This is a genomic window from Vibrio sp. 10N.261.45.E2 (assembly GCF_002875705.1).
GTDB lineage: Bacteria > Pseudomonadota > Gammaproteobacteria > Enterobacterales > Vibrionaceae > Vibrio.
Genome location: NZ_MCZZ01000123.1, coordinates 139,243 through 158,189 on the forward strand (window position 1 = coordinate 139,243; position 18,947 = coordinate 158,189).

The 18,947-nt window shown below is 44.5% G+C and carries 14 protein-coding genes and 4 tRNA genes; 6 read left to right on the plus strand and 12 right to left on the minus strand.

The features are described from left to right. Positions 1 to 151 precede the first annotated feature (151 nt). Positions 152 to 1,390, minus strand: coding sequence for a CinA family nicotinamide mononucleotide deamidase-related protein (locus BCT34_RS11900; RefSeq protein ID WP_076654834.1), 1,239 nt, complete (start codon positions 1,388 to 1,390; stop codon positions 152 to 154). Positions 1,391 to 1,600: 210 nt separating this feature from the next. Here BCT34_RS11900 and BCT34_RS11905 point away from each other — a divergent pair, with 210 nt between their 5' ends. Together BCT34_RS11905 and BCT34_RS11910 are read left to right on the plus strand one after the other, a co-directional pair. Then, positions 1,601 to 2,509 carry a DUF3943 domain-containing protein gene (locus BCT34_RS11905; RefSeq protein ID WP_076654833.1) on the plus strand — a complete coding sequence of 303 codons (909 nt, stop codon included), beginning with the start codon at positions 1,601 to 1,603 and terminating at the stop codon, positions 2,507 to 2,509. A 251-nt stretch (positions 2,510 to 2,760) separates the two neighbouring features. Continuing rightward, the gene (locus BCT34_RS11910) at positions 2,761 to 3,273 is read left to right on the plus strand and encodes an ACT domain-containing protein (RefSeq protein ID WP_076654832.1); all 513 of its coding nucleotides are present in this window, start codon (positions 2,761 to 2,763) and stop codon (positions 3,271 to 3,273) included. 73 nt (positions 3,274 to 3,346) lie between these two features. Here BCT34_RS11910 and nspC read toward each other — a convergent pair whose 3' ends face one another. The 10 genes from nspC to uvrY form a co-directional block, all read right to left on the minus strand. Then, the gene (nspC, locus tag BCT34_RS11915; protein WP_076654831.1) at positions 3,347 to 4,480 is read right to left on the minus strand and encodes a carboxynorspermidine decarboxylase; all 1,134 of its coding nucleotides are present in this window, start codon (positions 4,478 to 4,480) and stop codon (positions 3,347 to 3,349) included. A 212-nt stretch (positions 4,481 to 4,692) separates the two neighbouring features. Next, on the minus strand, positions 4,693 to 5,943 hold the full coding sequence (locus tag BCT34_RS11920; RefSeq protein WP_076654830.1) for a carboxynorspermidine synthase: 1,251 nt from the start codon (positions 5,941 to 5,943) through the stop codon (positions 4,693 to 4,695). Between the two features lie 8 nt (positions 5,944 to 5,951). Further along, a complete protein-coding gene (locus BCT34_RS11925) occupies positions 5,952 to 8,903 on the minus strand; it encodes a pyridoxal phosphate-dependent class III aminotransferase (protein WP_174571154.1) in 2,952 nt (983 codons plus the stop codon). Positions 8,904 to 9,771: 868 nt separating this feature from the next. Then, positions 9,772 to 9,847, minus strand: a tRNA-Gly gene (locus tag BCT34_RS11930). Between the two features lie 32 nt (positions 9,848 to 9,879). Then, positions 9,880 to 9,966, minus strand: a tRNA-Leu gene (locus tag BCT34_RS11935). 80 nt (positions 9,967 to 10,046) lie between these two features. Continuing rightward, positions 10,047 to 10,122 (minus strand) — tRNA-Gly (locus BCT34_RS11940). 36 nt (positions 10,123 to 10,158) lie between these two features. Continuing rightward, a tRNA-Cys gene (locus BCT34_RS11945) sits at positions 10,159 to 10,232 on the minus strand. 266 nt (positions 10,233 to 10,498) lie between these two features. Beyond that, positions 10,499 to 11,056 carry a CDP-diacylglycerol--glycerol-3-phosphate 3-phosphatidyltransferase gene (gene pgsA, locus BCT34_RS11950; RefSeq protein WP_004741263.1) on the minus strand — a complete coding sequence of 186 codons (558 nt, stop codon included), beginning with the start codon at positions 11,054 to 11,056 and terminating at the stop codon, positions 10,499 to 10,501. A gap of 46 nt (positions 11,057 to 11,102) precedes the next feature. Continuing rightward, complete coding sequence (gene uvrC / locus BCT34_RS11955; RefSeq protein ID WP_076654696.1) at positions 11,103 to 12,935, minus strand: excinuclease ABC subunit UvrC; 1,833 nt, start codon at positions 12,933 to 12,935, stop codon at positions 11,103 to 11,105. A 15-nt stretch (positions 12,936 to 12,950) separates the two neighbouring features. Beyond that, positions 12,951 to 13,595, minus strand: a complete 645-nt coding sequence (gene uvrY, locus BCT34_RS11960) for a UvrY/SirA/GacA family response regulator transcription factor (RefSeq protein ID WP_004729778.1) — start codon at positions 13,593 to 13,595, stop codon at positions 12,951 to 12,953. Between the two features lie 426 nt (positions 13,596 to 14,021). On the opposite strand from uvrY, the gene BCT34_RS11965 reads away from it, so the two are divergent. Next, positions 14,022 to 16,385, plus strand: a complete 2,364-nt coding sequence (locus BCT34_RS11965) for a DNA polymerase II (protein ID WP_076654695.1) — start codon at positions 14,022 to 14,024, stop codon at positions 16,383 to 16,385. 85 nt (positions 16,386 to 16,470) lie between these two features. On the opposite strand, the gene BCT34_RS11970 is transcribed toward BCT34_RS11965, so the two are convergent. Continuing rightward, complete coding sequence (locus tag BCT34_RS11970) at positions 16,471 to 17,238, minus strand: nucleotidyltransferase (protein ID WP_076654694.1); 768 nt, start codon at positions 17,236 to 17,238, stop codon at positions 16,471 to 16,473. A gap of 137 nt (positions 17,239 to 17,375) precedes the next feature. Between BCT34_RS11970 and yeiP the strand changes: the two genes are divergently transcribed. From yeiP to BCT34_RS11985, 3 genes are all read left to right on the plus strand, one after another. Continuing rightward, complete coding sequence (gene yeiP, locus BCT34_RS11975) at positions 17,376 to 17,945, plus strand: elongation factor P-like protein YeiP (protein WP_017055115.1); 570 nt, start codon at positions 17,376 to 17,378, stop codon at positions 17,943 to 17,945. Positions 17,946 to 17,955: 10 nt separating this feature from the next. Continuing rightward, entirely contained in the window at positions 17,956 to 18,285 is a 330-nt protein-coding gene (locus BCT34_RS11980; protein WP_017055114.1) for an HI1450 family dsDNA-mimic protein, read from the plus strand. A 147-nt stretch (positions 18,286 to 18,432) separates the two neighbouring features. Continuing rightward, a complete protein-coding gene (locus BCT34_RS11985) occupies positions 18,433 to 18,915 on the plus strand; it encodes an RNA methyltransferase (protein ID WP_017629620.1) in 483 nt (160 codons plus the stop codon). The last annotated feature ends 32 nt before the right edge of the window (positions 18,916 to 18,947 follow it).

Consider the following 18,947-nt stretch of genomic DNA (forward strand, 5'->3'; position numbering starts at 1 on the left):
ACAGACATGAGTTACGTATAAACATCGCTGCTTGTTTGGTTATCTAGAAGGCTAGATAAACTAAAGGCCCAACACCTATTTAGATGTTGGGCCTTTTTATTTGTTCTGATTTAACGTTGGCTCAAGGGAGCTTGTTAACTAAAAGAGCTGCTTACTTGATGATAGCTGAAGGAATAAACATGTCTTTCAATCGCTTAACCGAAGAGTAAGTGCCAAACATAGGTTTGTTGTCTAAATGCCTTCTCAGCATATCAGCGGCGACGGTTTTAATCACATTGCGTTGGTCTTCACGCGAGTACTGACGATAAAACTCCAGCACCTGCCCCCACTCGCCAGCTTCCGTCGACAGTGCAACACTGAATGTGTTGCCTTCCAATTTACCCGTAACCAAAGCCAATTCAGTTCCACACTTCTCTCTTGTTGCGCCAGCCAGCGCAAAGGTTGCGGCTAATGGATCGCTCTTTTCAAGTTCGCTCTCTTTTGGCTCAGCCATCACCCACGAGTGTCCGAAGCAATCTTCAATCTGTTCATTCAATTGCAGCCATGCAGATAATGCGCCTTTAGTTGACACTTCAGACACAGACAGCGTTTTCTTTTTTTCTGCCATGATGTGCCCAATATGGTCAATCATCGGCTCATCAACACTGACTACGTTGCTCTCTAGCAGTTTGTACACCATTTGCAGAAGCTTAACGCGAGTTTCTAAGTCTGCCTTCGGACCAAACAGTTTAACCTCAATGAAAGGCAGATAAGAGCGATAACCGAGTTCATAGCTCTCAGGAAGCTTAAGCTGGTCTAACACATCCGAGATACCTGATTCAGACAAACCAAACGTAAACAGTCTACTGCACTCAGAGGCAACCACTTGAGGATAGGTGCGCGACAAATCAGGAAGAATCTCAAACGTGACCATGCGCTTGAATTCACTCGGTACACCCGGAGTGAAATAGAAGGTCGCATCGTTGATTTTCAGTTTGAAGCCGCAAGCCGTCCCTACTGGGTTATCGACAATTTCTGAGCTCGCAGGTAACAATGCTTGTTTAAGGTTGCTGTCAGGCATCGGCACACCACGCCCAGAGAACATCTCTTCCATACGAGCAAGCCATTCAGGGAACATAACGAGTTTCTGCTCTGAAGCCGTTGCAGCGGCTGCGGCACTCATATCATCAGTTGTCGGCCCTAGACCACCGTTAACGATAACCACATCATAGTTAAAGCTCAGCATCAGCAGTTCTTCAACAAGAGCATTCATTTGATCACCCACGGTTGAGCGCTTAGCAAGAGCAAAACCATGCTGATAAAACTCAGCAGACATCCAAGCTGCGTTTGTATCTACAATGTCTCCATGAAGAACTTCTTCACCTGTGCTTAACATTGCGATTTTCGTCATATTTCTATCCCTTGTTGTCATAAAAAGACACTGCATTATTTACAAACTGGTCTATGGTTGAATTTGGAGCAATTCGCCTTTTCACTAATATTAATAATGTTAAACCTAAGGTTTTCTTAGGAAAAGCGATAAATTATTAGTTCCCTAAATCAGGCATTTAATAGATAATTGTGACCCTGATCAATTCCAAACTTTCTCATGGAGACCCTTGTGGCCAAATCACCGTTACTAGCAAAGGTTACTGCTGCATTTTCAATGCTAATGTCAGTTAACTCGGTTGCAAGCCAATACGACTTCGATCAACCAATCAACCTTTCTTACTCGGATGAATGTGCTCAAGATTACTGTTTTAATGACAGCTTGTACACCTACAAGCCTAGTACCAATTACGCCCTGAGCGAATCGAGTGATGAGTACGACTTCTCAATCCAACAACCAAAGCATCTTTTGGTGAGTGAAGAGAAAGATTGGGATTACTTAATGGGCCAAACCTACACTATTCTTGGCTTAAGTGTCGCGACAGTCGGTTTAATGACCTTCTTACCAGAAAGTATCACCAAGTGGGATGATGACCAACGTGACTTAAGTAAATTGGGTCAAAAGTGGAAAGATAATGTCTCAGCAGGCCCAACGTGGGACCGTGATGAACACTTCCTAAACTACGTGATGCACCCATATTTTGGTGGTGTTTACTACACGGCAGCACGACACGCTGGCTACAACGAGTTTGAATCGTTTGTCTATTCTTGGACGATGTCGACGTTCTTCTGGGAGTACGGCGTAGAAGCGTTTGCTGAAGTTCCTTCATGGCAAGATCTGTTCATCACACCATTCTTTGGTGCGGTTGTCGGTGAAATAATGCTAGAAACTGAGCAAGACATCATTGCCTCAGGTGGTGAAGTGATGGGTTCTCAAACCATGGGTGACGTTTCTCTATTCTTCCTTAACCCTGTTGGTCATATCCACTACTGGGTTAGCGATGCATGGGGTGGTGACGCAGAGGTTAACCTGAACACTAACCCTTGGTGGGATAACCAAGACGCTGCTCGTTTTGCTTACGATGCTGGCGCACCATACGACTCTCAGTTCGTTGGTATGAACTTCAAAGTAACGTTCTAATCTCTCCAGCGTTACTGGATATAAGTTACTGAATCATCAATCACAGTGACAACTCTTCTTAAAAGCGGCTTTCTAGCCGCTTTTTTTGTGCCCTACTCTTCATTCTCTTTTTTTGCATCGAAGCTTAGTTTCAAAAATTGACCTAGGTCAAACATTGTTCGATGTAACCTTCTACACTGAAATTAAAGAACTTTATCGCGTGATATCAAACATTTAATTAGCAAAGAATAATTGAAACTTTGGGGGCTGATATGAACAGTACATTTATCGTAAACTTTATCGGAAAAGCATCACCAGCAACAATCAAACAACTTGCTGCGGTTACTCACGAAAACGACGGCAAATGGCTCATCAGTAAAGTGAACTTTATTGAAGACCAAGTCGCAGGCGTACTAAAGGTTCAACTTCCAGCCATCAACGAATCGATTGTTAAAGACGCTTTCAGTGCCAATCCAGATCTAATCGTACAGTTTGTGGATTCAGACCATGCGCATAATGTTCAAGACACAATCCATCACCTAAGACTCGACTCAAACGACCGAGCAGGTATCGTCAACGAAGTGACTCATGTATTGGATAGACAAGGGATCAGCATTCTTGATATGGACTGTCACCGTGTCTTTATCGCTGGAGGCGGCGGTGTTAGTTCAAGCTTATTCACATCAAAAATCGCGGTTAAACTGCCTATCGAAGTTCAAATCGATGATGTGGTTAATGAACTCGAAACACTCAGTGAAGACACTAGAGTAATGATTGAAAGCTAAAAGAACAGAAATGACCAACCCAAAAGAGCAGCTTATCGGCTGCTCTTTTGATTACTCTGAAATGATGATTCTGTTACTTAATCGACCATTGTGACAATGAACGTTTAAAGTCCTCGTAGCCAAATTCATTCAGCTTTTGAACATCACCATTGCTACGTTCACAGTAGATAGATGGCATTTTCAGACCATTGAACCAGTTCAGTTTCACCATGGTATAACCCGCGCTATCTAGCAGGTGCAGCTTTTGACCAATCTTAAGTGGCTCATCAAAGCTTGCTTCGCAGAACTGATCGCCCGCAAGGCATGAGCATGAACCAATCACATAGTCGTGACTGCCGTTATCAGAGGCTTCCAATACTGATGCAGGTTCGTTGTAGATAAGTGTATCAAGGCGATGTGCCTCGGTTGCCGAATCCACAATTGCGGTTTTCTTCACGTTCTCTACGATATCAACCACTGTCACAACCAAGTCTGTTGTTTTAGTGATGATCGCTTCACCCGGCTCAAGGTACATCTGCACACCGTGCTTTTCAGAGAAGGCTTTCAGCGCAAGGCCAAGTTTCTCAATATCATAGCCAGGCCATGTGAAGAATACACCGCCGCCCATGCTCACCCAATCCAACTTATCTAGATGCTCACCAAACTGTTCTGAGATTGAATCAAGTAGGCCGATGAATGCGTCGACATCTTTGTTCTCACAGTTCATGTGGAACATCACGCCATTAATCTCGTCAAAAACCTCAGGCTTGATGTGGTCTGCTTGTACACCCAAACGCGAAAATTGACGTGCTGGATTCGCTAAATCTTGTCCTGCATAACTCACTCCTGGATTTAAACGTAAACCCAATGATGCCTTACCTTCAACAATATGACGGTAAGCAGCAAGTTGGCTTTGAGAGTTGAAGATCATCTTGTCACAAATATCAGCAACTTCTCTCACGTCATCTACGCTGTAACCGACACTGTAAGCATGAGTTTCACCGCCAAAGGTTTCGTGACCAAGTTTCACTTCGTACGGACCAGAGCTTGTCGTGCCATCGAGGTAAGGCTTGATAATGTCAAACACCCCCCAAGTCGAGAAGCACTTGAGTGCCAATACCAACTTCACACCTGAAATATCTTTCAGCTGCTTGGCTTTCTCTAAGTTCGCGATCAACTTGTCTTCGTTGATCATGAAGTAAGGCGTTTTTAGTTCGTTGTTTTGCATGTTAATACCTTGCGGCCCTCGAGTTCACGAAGGCACATGATAATCGAACAAAGCCGACGCAACAGCATCGGCTTGTAATTATACGTTCTCGTCAATCATATAACTTTGATTGGAGTTCGCAGAGCTTTGACCTTGTCGCTAGGACATCGCACAGATGTTTACGAACGTAAATAAGCACGATGGACAACGCGACGAGGGCAAAGAGTCAGAAACTACTTCAAAGTGTGGATTAGAGGTAAACCGGCTGTCGGCTCTAGCTCTTGAACGTGCCAATCTAGACCGATTTCAGGCATAGTTGCTAGGAACGGGTCTGGGTTTAGCTGCTCCATGTTGAACACGCCTTTATCAGCCCATTCACCACGGAAAAATTGAAGTGCAGCGGTAATTGCTGGAACACCTGTTGTGTAAGAGATCGCTTGGTGCTCTACGTCTTCGTAAGCTACTTCGTGGTCTGCGTTATTGTAGATGAATACGCTGCGATCTTTACCGTCTTTCTTACCTTGAACCCAAGTACCGATACACGTTAAACCTGTGTAACCCGGAGCCAGAGATGTTGGGTCTGGTAGTAGAGCTTTAAGAACATGAAGAGGCTGAACGACCGTACCGTCGTGTAGCGTTAGTGGATCTGGGCTAAGAAGGCCGATGTCACGCATACAGTTGAAGTAGTTCAGGTATGCATCACCAAAGCCCATCCAGAATTCGATACGCTTAGCCGGGATGAACTCTTTCATTGAACGAACTTCATCGTGCGCCATTGAGTAAACTTTGTGAGAACCACAGTTAGGGAATTCAAACTCAAGCATACGAGAGTGACATGGTACTTGTTTCCACTCTTCATTTTCCCAGTAGAAAGAATCACCTTGGATCTCAAGCATGTTGGTTTCTGGGTCAAAGTTTGTCGCAAACTTCTTACCGTGGTCGCCAGCATTCACATCCATTACGTCAATTGAGTCAATCTCATCGAACAGGTGCTTAACCGCGTACGCTGCAAAGATTGATACCACGCCAGGATCGAAACCCGCGCCAAGAATACCTGTAATGCCCGCTTCAGCAAACTTCTCACGGTAGCCCCACTGCCAATCGTAAGCTTGTGGTACTTGTTGCCCTTCAGAACATAGATCAACCGCTACCGATGTATCTAAGTAAGAAACTTTCGATTGGTAACACGCTTCCATGATCGCCATGTTTACCCAAGGAGGACCAGCGTTGATCACTAGATCCGGCTGAACTTCTTTGATCAAAGCAACAAGTGCATCAACATCATCAGCGTCTACTGCGCGAGCTTCTAGTTTTTTAGTTGAATCTTTAAGGTTGTTTTTACCTTTGATTGATTCGATGATTTTTTCACATTTCGCGATTGTTCGAGAAGCGATTGTGATATCACCCAGTACTTCGTTGTTTTGTGCTGCTTTGTGTGCAACAACCCAACCAACGCCGCCTGCACCAATTTGTAGAATAGCCATAGTTTTAATTACCCTTGTTGTTCTGCTAGCTCAATAGCTAAAGTTTGAATGTTGTTAATTAGAGATTTGAAATCTGATGTGCTTAAGCACGGATTCAAGATAGTGAATTTCAGCGCACTCTTACCATCCACGACCGTTTCGCCAAGTACCGCAACGCCACGAGTCAGCGCTTCCAGTCTTAACGTTTGATTCAGCTTGTCTAAATCAATAGCACCGTTTGCTGATTGCTCATTGCCAGGTACCGAACGGAACAGCACAGTAGACAGTGACGGTTCGGCAAGTAACTCTAGGCCGTCTTGATTTTGAATTAGGTCTGCAACCTCAAGCGTCTGCTCAAGCAGATGATCGTACATATCACCGAGCTGCTTTGGCCCAACGCTTTGCATCGTCATGAAGACTTTGAGTGCATCGAAACGTTTAGTCGTGGCAATAGACTTATCGACTAGATTCGGCAACTCGTCGTGCTCGCGGTTTAAGTAGTCTGCATGATGCAATAGGTACTTGAAGTTCGCTTTGTCTTTGAGCAACACAGCACCACAGCTGATTGTTTGGAAGAACAACTTGTGGAAATCAACGCTGACAGAGTCCGCTTTCTCGATGCCTTTCAAACGAGCTTTATGGCTACTTAAGATAAGCGCGCCGCCGTAAGCACTGTCGACATGGAACCAAAGATCTTGCTGGTTTGCGATGTCTGCAATCGCATCAAGGTCATCAATAGCACCGTGATCGGTTGTCCCTGCCGTACCAACTACAGCAAAAGGAATTAGGCCTTGAGCTTTAAGCGCTTTCACTTCTGTATCTAACAAGTCAGGTTTGATAGTGCCATTCGCATTGGTATCAACACAACACACTGCCGCTTCACCCAACCCAAGTAGAGATGCTGACTTTTGAACCGTGAAGTGGGATTTCTTTGAGCATAAGATGCGCAACTTGCTTGCGTATTCTGGCAAGCCAAGCTTTTGGATAGAATGGCCATTGTGCTTATCTGCAACCCAGTCTCTCGCGAGCAATAAACCCATAAGGTTACTTTGCGTGCCTCCGCTGGTGAAAACACCGTCCGCTTGTGCGCCAAGTTGGTATTTGTCACACATCCAATCCACGACGCGCTGCTCAACATAAGTCGCAGCAGACGCTTGGTCCCATGAATCCATTGATTGATTCAAAGCCGCGATAATTGATTCCGCAGCAACAGAAGCCATAAGAGGTGGAGTGTGAAGGTGTGCAATACAGTCAGGGTGTTGAACAAAGATGGAGTTTGCAGCGACAAGGTCTGCGGTACTATCTACAACATCAACCAAAGCGTGTTGGTTGTTATCGAGATCAACAGCATTGATGGCTGCTTCTAGCACTTTAGGGTCTAAACCTGAATAAGGGGTTTCAACCTGTTCAAAAACCGTTTTCATCGCTATGGTGGTTTGGTTCATCACGTTAGCAAATTCGTTGCTACCGCCTAAACCTGTCTGGATGAAGTGCTTGTTCCATTCTTGGCTAGCTTGTTCGCTTGAGACAGGATCTTGTTGTACACCGCCACCCGCTGCAATGATCGCTTCTTCCATGACACGGAGTGCAAAGTCGATCTGCTCAAAAGAGATAATCATTGGCGGAAGGAAACGAATCACCGAACCATCACGACCACCTTTTTCTACCATCAAGCCGCGCTCTAGTGCTGCTCGTTGAATCGCTAGGGTTAGCTCGCCGTCTGATTGTGGTTCGCCAAACTTGTTAAGCTCACCGTTTGGTTGCTTGATCTCAGCGCCAAGCATCAAGCCTTTACCACGAACTTCAGCAATACAGTTAACACGAGATTGAATCTTTTCTAACCCATGACGTAGGTATTGGCCTGCAATGTTCGCGTGTTCAACCAAGCCATCTCGCTCGATGATTTCCAACGCCTTAGCGCCAGACACCATTGCTAACTGGTTACCACGGAATGTACCTGTGTGTTCACCCGCTTTCCATGTATCAATGCTCTTATCAAATACAAGCAACGACATAGGCAGTCCGCCACCGATCGCTTTAGACAAACATAAGATATCTGGGTTAACGCCTGACTCTTCAAACGCAAACCGATGACCCGTTTTACCTACACCACACTGAATTTCATCAAAAATAAGTAGGATGCCATGTTCGTCACAGATGCGACGTAAACCTTGTAACCAAGATGCAGGAGCTGGAATTACGCCGCCCTCACCTTGCACAGGCTCAACGATCATCGCTGCTGGTTTCATAATGCCGGATTCGTCATCATTCAACATACGTTCAATGTAACGAATGCTCGCGTTGGCACCCGCTTCACCACCAATGCCAAACGGACAGCGGAGGTTGTATGGGAAAGGCATGAAATGTACGTCAGACATCAAGCCGCTACGACGTTCTTTGGTGCCGAGGTTACCCATCATGCCCATGGTGCCGTTGGTCATGCCATGGTAAGCACCACGGAAAGCAAACATGGTGTTGCGACCTGTGGTTTGTTTAGCAAGCTTGATCGCCGCTTCAACAGCATCAGCACCTGATGGGCCACAAAATTGAAGAACCGAGTTATCTGAAAAGTCTTGAGGAAGAAAAGCTTTAACTCGCTTGATAAACGTCTCTTTTGCTTGAGTCGTTATATCAAGAGTTTGGTATGGCAACCCAGAATCGAGCTGGTCTTTGAGTGCTTGGTTAATCTCAGGATGGTTATAACCCAAAGAAAGTGTACCGGCACCAGCTAAGCAATCGAGAAAGAGTTGGCCACGAGTATCTTCAACTAAAGCGCCACATGCTCGTTTAATAGCAATCGGTAGGCGTCTTGGGTAAGAGCGAACATCCGACTCATGCTGTTCTTGCTCAAGCAAAATAGCGTCAGGTGTTAGGTCGTACGTTCCCTCTACGATAGGAACCATAGTTGAAAATGAATTTGCGATAGTGTTGATATCGACTTCAAAGGCGGTAGTCATAAAAGTCCCCTTGAATGTGTTCATACTCATCTCCATCAGACGCAATTACCCACCAACCCTCTTTCAATTTGGAGAGATTTCATGGTGAAACACGCGTATTGTCTAGAAATGAGATATAGCTGTACGCTCGCATAAGTCAAATGACGAATACGAAATTAAGCCGTCTTAAGACAGCGATAAATTGTTAGCGTGAGCTCAAGGTTCAGTAATGCTACTGTTTTGAAGAATTGGACATTTTTGCAGGATCGGGCAGCTATGAGGAGCTGGTCCCTTTGGAAATGCAGAGCTGATTAGCAATGTTGTAATTAGTGTGTTCAATGTTGGGTTTCCCATTAACATGGCGAACTGCGCCATAAGTATCCCGTCTATCAGCTAAAGGACTAGCCAATACCTACCCTACGTAATGTCCCAATCAGCAAGAATGGTCACTACGCGTATCCCCCAGAAGCAATCGTTGCTCTTCTTGAACATTGTTCATTCCGAGATTGCGCGGGAAAGTAACATAAAGTGAAATGAACGATCAATAGTTTTTAATAATAGCTTGATAAATAGCAGGTGCGACTAATGAATTGCTGCAAATATGGTCAACACTATCAATTGAGAAGTAGATCCCCGGTTCGCTCGTTCCTCACGCCCGAGGATGACGGCGTGGGTATAAAACGTTATTAGTAAGGCTTTAATGCTAGGTGCTTTTGTCATTCTTTAGAGTCGGAGGCGACCTCATAGGGAATCTCGCTTTTTAAAAGCTAAGTGATACAAATGAATGTGATAGCGTAAGATTTAAGATAGAAATGAAGTTTAAATGCGGGGTCGCACAAGAAGAATATCGATATAAAGAACCTAAACGCCAGAAACCAAAAAGCCCGAGCATTTCTGTTCGGGCTTCTTAATTTGGAGCGATACATCGGGTTCGAACCGATGACCTCAACCTTGGCAAGGTTGCGCTCTACCAACTGAGCTAGTATCGCATTTGCTTTATCGAGATAAAGACTTTAATAGATGGTGCCCCGGGCCGGACTTGAACCGGCACAGCGCGAACGCCGAGGGATTTTAAATCCCTTGTGTCTACCAATTCCACCACCAGGGCACGCAATTCTTTATTGCGATGCCGATTACTGAAAAGTAAAACACCATCTTAATGCTGACGCCAATCAACATTACAAAATTTGGAGCGATACATCGGGTTCGAACCGATGACCTCAACCTTGGCAAGGTTGCGCTCTACCAACTGAGCTAGTATCGCATTTTCATTCAAATTCTTTCTAGAAAAAAGAGAGAATGGAGGCGCCTCCCGGAGTCGAACCGAGGTCCACGGATTTGCAATCCGCTGCATAGCCACTCTGCCAAGGCGCCTTAGTAACTCCAATCGAATCGCTCATTGCCATCCTCTTGGGTACGGGATGCATTCTACGGATTCAGACGATTGAGTCAATATTATTTTTGTATTTTTAATTCGTTTGAATAGATTTCATACGAAACAGGCCAAATAGCTGACTTTATATTCAAAACACACTGTGAAAGGGTTATTCAAAGGAGATCTATATCACATTAGATATCCACTATTGAGAACTTAACCTTAAGTTAAAGATCAAAAAAGCGAGCCTCAGCTCGCTTCTTTATCAATGATGTTTTTCGTCTAACAAATCGTCTTTGGCAGCCATCAAGTATTGCGCCATCGACCAGTAAGTTAGAATCGTTGCAACGTAGAGCGCGATGTAACCAACCCAAATCATCCAATCGTCATAGCGCCAGATAAGTACCCACAACGCGAACATCTGAGAAACCGTTTTAACCTTACCAACCCAAGATACTGCAACACTTGCTCGTTTACCGATTTCAGCCATCCACTCACGAAGTGCTGAAATGATGATTTCACGAGCTATCATGGTTACCGCTGGAATCGTCACCCAAATCGAGTGGTAATGTTCAGTAATCAGGATAAGAGCTGTAGCAACCAGTACTTTGTCAGCCACTGGGTCTATAAAGGCGCCAAAACGAGATGTTTGCCCTAACTTACGAGCTAGCATGCCATCTAGCCAATCAGTAAAACCTGCTACCCAAAACACCATCGCAGCAGCAAAAGGAGCCCATTGATAAGGTAGATAAAAAACGACAACGAATACTGGGATCAAAAATAGTCTCAGTAAGGACAAAATGTTAGGTATATTCAAACGCATATTATTGGGCTCTTATTAATTGCGCTTTAATGGTGCGGGATTTTTACTATTGTTTCAATGCTTGATAAATGTTTTCTGCTAAAGAATGACTAATGCCCGGCACTTTGGTTATTTCTTCAACAGTTGCACGCTTAAGTTCTTGTAAGCCACCCATATATTTCAACAAAGCTTGACGACGCTTAGGCCCTACCCCTTCAATTCCTTCCAAGGCACTGGTTCGGCGCGTTTTACCACGCTTTGCTCTATGCCCTGCAATTGCATGATTATGGCTCTCATCTCGAATGTGTTGGATAAGATGCAGCGCTGGTGCATCACTAGGTAAGTTGAACTCTTCACCTTCAAGCGTAACCAAGGTTTCTAAACCCGGCTTACGAGTAACCCCTTTCGCAATACCCATCATTCTTGGTCTAAACGGCCAATCCCCCCAATATTGGGAGATAATCTCATGAGCTCGATTAAGTTGACCTTTGCCACCATCGATAAAAATGATGTCTGGGATCTTGTCGACATCGAGTTGCTTTGAATAACGTCTCTCAAGCGCCTGAGCCATTGCCGCGTAGTCATCACCACCGGTAATGCCAGTGATGTTGTAACGGCGGTATTCCGGTTTAACAGGGCCTTCTTGATTGAACACCACACACGACGCAATCGTGCTTTCACCCATAGTATGGCTGATATCGAAACATTCCATGCGCTTGATAGCATCCATCGACAGCACCTCTTGAAGCTCTTTGAAGCGCTGGTTAATCGTCATCTTGTGATTAATCTTAGTGGTAATCGCCGTTAATGCATTGGTATTCGACAGTTTAAGATAGCGACCACGCGTGCCAGAAGGGTTGGTGTTGAAGTGGATCTTACGCCCCGCAACCTCACACAAAGCTTCTTGAATCGGTGTCACGTCTTCCATTAAATCAGCATTTAGAATCAAGCGGGTTGGAATGGTTCTCGCTTCATTATGCGCCAAGTAATATTGGCTCAAGAAACTCGAGAAAACCTCTTCACGTACCGTGTTGTTCGGAATTTTAGGGAAATGGCTTCTGCTGCCTAAGACTTTGCCTTGGCGAATCATCAAGATATGAATACACGCCACGCCATTCTCTTGAGCAAAGCCCAACACGTCCATATCTTCCATTGAATCGTCAGATACGTACTGCTGTTCTTGCACACGTCGAATCGCTTGGATTTGGTCGCGAAAAGCGGCAGCTTGCTCAAAGCGAAGCTCTCGGCTTGCCTTATCCATTTTATCGATGAGCGTCTCAAGGACCAATTTGTCTTTCCCTTGCAGAAATAAACGAACGTAGTCGATGAGTTCACTGTACTCTTCATCAGAGATGATTGAGCTAACACAAGGCGCAGCACAACGACCAATCTGATACATCAAACACGGACGTGCTCTGTTGGCATAAACTGTGTCTTCACACTGACGAGCAGGAAAGATTTTTTGGATTAGGTGTAGCGTCTCACGCACAGCGCCGGAATCTGGATAAGGACCAAAGTATTCGCCCTTTTTCTTTTTAGCACCACGATGCATCGACAAACGAGGATGCTTGTGACCGCTAATGAAAATATAAGGGTACGACTTATCATCACGCAAAAGTACGTTGTATTTAGGCAAGTACTGCTTGATGTAGTTGTGCTCAAGAATGAGCGCTTCTGTTTCCGTGTGCGTGACAGTGACATCGATCTTGTCAATATTACTGACTAGAGCGCGAGTTTTTTCACTGTCGACTTTTTTACGGAAATAACTGGAAAGGCGTTTTTTGAGGTTCTTAGCTTTACCGACGTAAATAACAACAGCCTCGGCGTTATACATTCGATAAACGCCGGGCTGCTCTGTTACTGTTTTGAGGAATGAGACTGAGTCAAACAAGTTGGTCACTATACGATCTCAGTGTTAAAGGGTCTCAGTGTCTAACATTCCATGTCTAATCGCTAAATGCGTCAGCTCTACATCGCCACTGATATCTAGCTTGCTGAACAAGCGGTAGCGGTAACTGTTGACTGTTTTAGGACTTAGATTGAGTTGTTCTGAAATATCCGTCACTTTCTGACCTTTGGTAATCATCATCATGATTTGAAGTTCACGTTCAGATAAGTCTGCGAATGGATTTTCAGACGCAGGCGAGAATTGGCTCAAAGCCATCTGCTGCGCAATTTCTGGTGAAATGTATCGTTGGCCACTGTTAACCACTCGAATTGCATTTACCATTTCATCCGGACCTGCACCTTTAGTAAGGTAACCTGCAGCTCCAGCTTGCATCACTTTAGTTGGAAACGGATTTTCCGTATGAACAGTTAAAACGATGATTTTAACATCAGGGTTGAAACGCAAGATCTTCTTGGTTGCCTCTAAGCCACCAATACCAGGCATATTCATATCCATCAAAATAACGTCAGTATTGTTAGTACGACACCATTTTGCAGCATCTTCACCGCTTTCAGCTTCCCCTGCTACGTTCATTCCACGGACGTCTTCAATAATACGTCGTATCCCTGTGCGAACCAGCTCGTGATCATCTACAAGGAAAACATTTATCAAACTTGTATCTCCACACTATTAATTGGCTCTGCAACCACTGTGTCGTTTCATCTGTTTGAAACAATTGAACAAAGGAACAGTGGATCGCAGCATCGAGTACATCTTAACTTAATTACTAAAAAAAAGCTCTGTTGAATATGTGCTGAAACACGAACTTTAGCAAGTACTTATTAACAAATAAGCCAACTAAAACAACAAGCTTTTTCTAAAAATCAACCAGTTAAAACAACACGCAATAAAATTACATAAGATAAAGATATTTTCAATACCATTGAATAACCATTCGCGACAATTTCACTTTTTTGCTTACGCAGTCCCGTTATTTACTGCTGCTAACGAGTGTTTAATGACTATTTTTGCAGCCTATTGTGCGCAGCCAGCTGCTAAATGGTAGTATTCACTACCCCATTTCAATAGGTTACTGCATTGGATATTCAGCAAGGCTTTGTACTCACAAGACAATCGAGAGATTTTTCAGGGCGCACGCAAATCGACTTATGGTTAAGCACCCCTCAAGGCCCGACTCTGCTGACTATTCAAAACGAAAAACCGGTGTTTTTTGTTGCTCAATCAGATGTGCCAGCGTGTCAGGCTATCGCAGCGAAAGAATCGATAGATTGCCAGTTTAAACATCTTGACCTAGCAACCTTCGATCAAGAACCTCTCGCCGCTTGTTATACTGCTTTATCAAGAAGTAGCTTTGGATTAGCGCAAGCTTTCAATAACGAAGAAATCCAAACCTTTGAAAGCGACATTCGCCTTGCTGACCGATTCCTAATGGAACGCTTTATTAAAGGCAGCATTGAATTCACAGGCACAGCAGTTCAAAAGAACCAGCATCGCCGAGTCTCGAACGCAAAATGCCGCTCAGGAAACTATTTACCTAGCTTGTCGATGGTCTCACTGGATATTGAGTGTTCCGAAAAAGGTGTGCTCTACTCCATCGGCTTAGATAGTCCAATGGACAGCCGAGTGATCATGATCGGCGAACCACAACAAGCTGAAACCAACATCCAATGGGTTGACAACGAAAAAGCGCTACTCGAAGCCATGATCGCTTGGTTCTCTGAATTTGACCCTGACATCATCATCGGTTGGAATGTTATCGACTTCGATTTTAGGCTGCTACACAAACGTTCAGAATGGAACGAAGTGAAGCTCAACATTGGCAGAGACAATCAACCCAGTTTTTTCCGTAGTTCGGCACAAAATCAGCAAGGCTTTATTACTATCCCTGGCCGTGTTGTCTTAGATGGCATCGATATGCTCAAGACAGCGACCTATCACTTCCGTTCTTGGTCTCTTGAATCGGTATCTCAAGAGCTACTTGGTGAAGGCAAAGACATCCATAACGTTCACGACCGCATGGATGAGATTAACCGGATGTTTAAGTCCGATAAGCCTTCACTCGCCAAGTACAACCTGCAAGACTGTGTGTTGGTAAACCGAATCTTCGAACACACGCACCTACTCGATTTCGCGATTGAGCGCTCGCGATTGACCGGTGTCGAACTTGATCGTGTTGGCGGTTCTGTTGCTGCCTTTACTAACTTATATCTGCCTCAAATCCACAGAGCGGGTTATGTCGCGCCTAACTTAGAGCCTGAAAATTGGATCGCTAGCCCTGGCGGCTATGTGATGGATTCAATCCCCAACCTGTATGACTCAGTGTTAGTCCTCGATTTTAAGAGCCTGTACCCATCGATCATTCGTTCGTTTCTAATCGACCCTATGGGGCTTATTGAAGGGTTGAAGCTGGAACTGGGGCCAGCAGCAGACCAAGCCGTTGATGGCTTTCGCGGGGGGCAATTCCATCGCTCTAAACACTTCTTGCCAGAGATGATTGAAAACCTGTGGGCAGCACGTGATGTTGCTAAGAAGAATAACGAAAAAGCCTTCTCTCAAGCCATTAAGATCATCATGAACTCTTTCTATGGCGTGTTAGGTTCATCAGGCTGCCGCTTCTTTGATACTCGCTTGGCCTCATCGATCACCATGCGTGGGCATGAAATCATGAAGCAGACCAAAGTGCTTATCGAAGATAAAGGTTATCAAGTCATTTATGGAGACACAGATTCAACCTTCGTGTCTCTTAATGGCAGTTATGACCAGAAAAAAGCCGACGAGATCGGGAATGAACTTGTCGCTTACATTAACGATTGGTGGACGAATCACCTCAAAGAGACCTACAACCTAACCTCAATACTTGAATTGGAATATGAGACACACTATCGCAAATTCCTGATGCCAACCATTCGAGGTTCAGAAACCGGTTCGAAGAAACGCTATGCCGGTTTAATTAATCAAGGCGACCAAGAGAAGATCATTTTCAAAGGGCTTGAAAGTGCGCGCACCGATTGGACACCGTTAGCGCAGCAATTCCAACAAACCTTGTATGAAATGGTGTTTCACGATCAAGACCCAACCGACTACGTAAGACAGTTTGTTGATGAGACTTCAGCAGGTAAGCACGATGATTTATTGGTTTATCAGAAGCGTCTGCGTCGTAAACTTCATGAGTACCAGAAGAACATTCCGCCACAGGTTCGTGCGGCAAGATTAGCCGACGAGATCAACGCTCATCTGGGTCGTCCGCTTCAATACCAGAACAAAGGGCGTATTGAATACCTGATTACTCTAGGCGGCCCTGAGCCGAAAGAGTATTTAAAGAGCGCTATCGATTATCAGCATTACATCGACAAACAGATTAAACCGGTCGCAGAGGCTATTTTGCCCTTCATTGGTTTAGATTTTGAAAGAGTCAGTGGGCAGCAGTTAGGTCTATTCTAAAACTACTTTTGAGCTGTAATAGAAACAAAAAAGCAGAGGAATGTTCAATTCACTCTGCTTTTTTATATCGATAGATTACTAAGCTCTATCCGATTCGAAATTCTGTTTTTTGGTATTGCTTAACCAGCCACTCACCAAACCCATCCAGAATACCGATCACCGAACGTTTCGGAATCGGTCTACCAGAAAGTAAAATGCCCAACCTTTGGATTTCGACTTCTCGATCTGGGTGATACTTCAAGAACTGCTGGCCACATTCGACAGGATCATCAAACCAATACTTATCGCGGTACATCACCAAAGAGTAACTCGCTCGAAGAAGCTTCTTGGCGATGATAACCTGTGCTGCCACTTGTTGCTCTGGCGTTGTTGCTCTTGCAATCTTGTTGCGATAAACCGCTAACCAGTTTTCTGCGTCCATATTCCAGTGTTTAGCGATTTCCCAACTTGTTTCAAAATCTCCATAGCAATCCGATAAATCTTCACCATGCACACATACAGCCAAATGCTTAAGCATAAACCCCCATGTGAAGATGTTGTCGAAATCGACAATTTCGCTCACCAAGGTGGTTTTTATCGCCACTTGAGTCACCTGCGGGAAGCTCTTTTGGAAGCGCCATTTGATGGTATTCAACAAGGTGGTTCGTTGATCTGGGAACGGGCGATGTGTCACCATAACCACATCAAGATTTGAACTACCGACAACGGCTTGCTTGCGAGCAACACTGCCATAAATATATACACTGTGTAAGTTAGAACCTAACCCACCTTTTAAGAAGGTAATCAGATCGTTAACCACAGGTTGGAATTCAGGTTGAAATGGCTGTGTTGGGTCAATAACAGGTAGCTGCATAGGTCGTTTCGGTAAATAAAGTGATGATTTAACTATGACTCTATGATCGCTTAGGTGACTTTATGATTCAAGCTATTCCTATTTATAGCATCTCCGAGATATAATCAGCGGATAGACCCACTAAGGACAAACACAAAATGCCTAGAGCAAGTGAAATTAAAAAAGGTTTTGCTATCACAGTAGAAAGCAAAACAGTAATCGTTAAAGATATCGAAGTAACAACACCTGGCGGCCGTGGCGGCCAAAAAATTTACCGCTTCCGTGGTAACGACGTAGCAACTGGCGTTAAAACTGAAGTTCGTCACAAGGCTGACGAAATCGTTGAAACTATCGACGTAACTAAGCGTGCTGTAATGTTCTCTTACGTTGATGGTAACGAGTACATCTTCATGGATAACGAAGATTACACACAATTCATCTTCAACGGTGAAACAATCGAAGACGAACTGCTGTTCATCAACGAAGAAACTCAAGGCATGTACGCGATCCTTATTGATGGCAATGCTGCAACACTTGAGCTACCAACATCTGTTGAGCTAGTTATCGAAGAGACTGACCCTTCAATCAAAGGTGCATCAGCTTCTGCTCGTACTAAGCCTGCTCGTCTTTCTACAGGTCTTACAATCCAAGTACCTGAGTACATCGCGACTGGCGACAAAGTAGTAGTAAACACTGCTGAACGTAAATACATGAACCGCGCAAGCTAAGATACTTATTATGACCGAAGCTAACGACCTAATGTCTTATGACGACGCAATTGACACTGCATACGACATCTTTCTAGAGATGGCACCTGACAATCTTGAACCTGCAGACGTGATTCTATTCACGGCTCAGTTTGAAGATCGTGGCGCTGCAGAACTTGTTGAAACTGGTGATGATTGGGTTGAACATGTTGGCTTTGAAGTCGACAAAGAAATCTACGCTGAAGTGCGCATTGGTCTTGTGAATGAAGCTGATGACGTTCTAGATGACGTATTTGCTCGCATGCTAATCAGCCGTGATCCAGACCATAAGTTCTGTCACATGCTGTGGAAACGCGACTAATACCGCTGTTGACGCTCATCTGCATGAGTAAACAAGTATTCATGTTAGCGAGTTAAAAGTTAGCCGAGCCCATTGCTCGGCTATTTTTATCATGCCATTTCTCATCGTAATTACTTACTTTCATCATCAACTTTAGATTCACTGATTATGACCAAAGCAAAAACAGACACACAATCAAAAGGCTATGCCTGTATTGGCCTAGTTAACCCAAAGACGCCTGAAAACGTAGGCTCTGTAATGCGAGCTGCTGGCTGTTATGGCGCAAACTCTGTGTTCTACACGGGCACTCGTTACGACCATGCGCGAAAATTCCATACCGATACCAAAGAGAAGCACCTAGCGTTGCCTTTAATTGGTGTCGAAGATCTAAAAGATATTATTCCTGTAGGCTGCGTGCCTGTTGCTGTTGATCTGATTGAAGGTGCTAAACCGCTACCGGATTACAAGCACCCACCACGCGCGTTTTATATTTTTGGCCCAGAAGACGGCACGCTTAAGAAAGAGATCACGGACTTCTGTCGTGAGACGATTTATGTTCCGACCAACGGCTGTATGAATCTAGCGGCATCAGTGAATGTTGTGCTTTACGACCGACTCGCGAAAGGCGATAACTTCTCGAACCATAAGTAAAAGATACGAGACACGAGATACGAGATACGAGA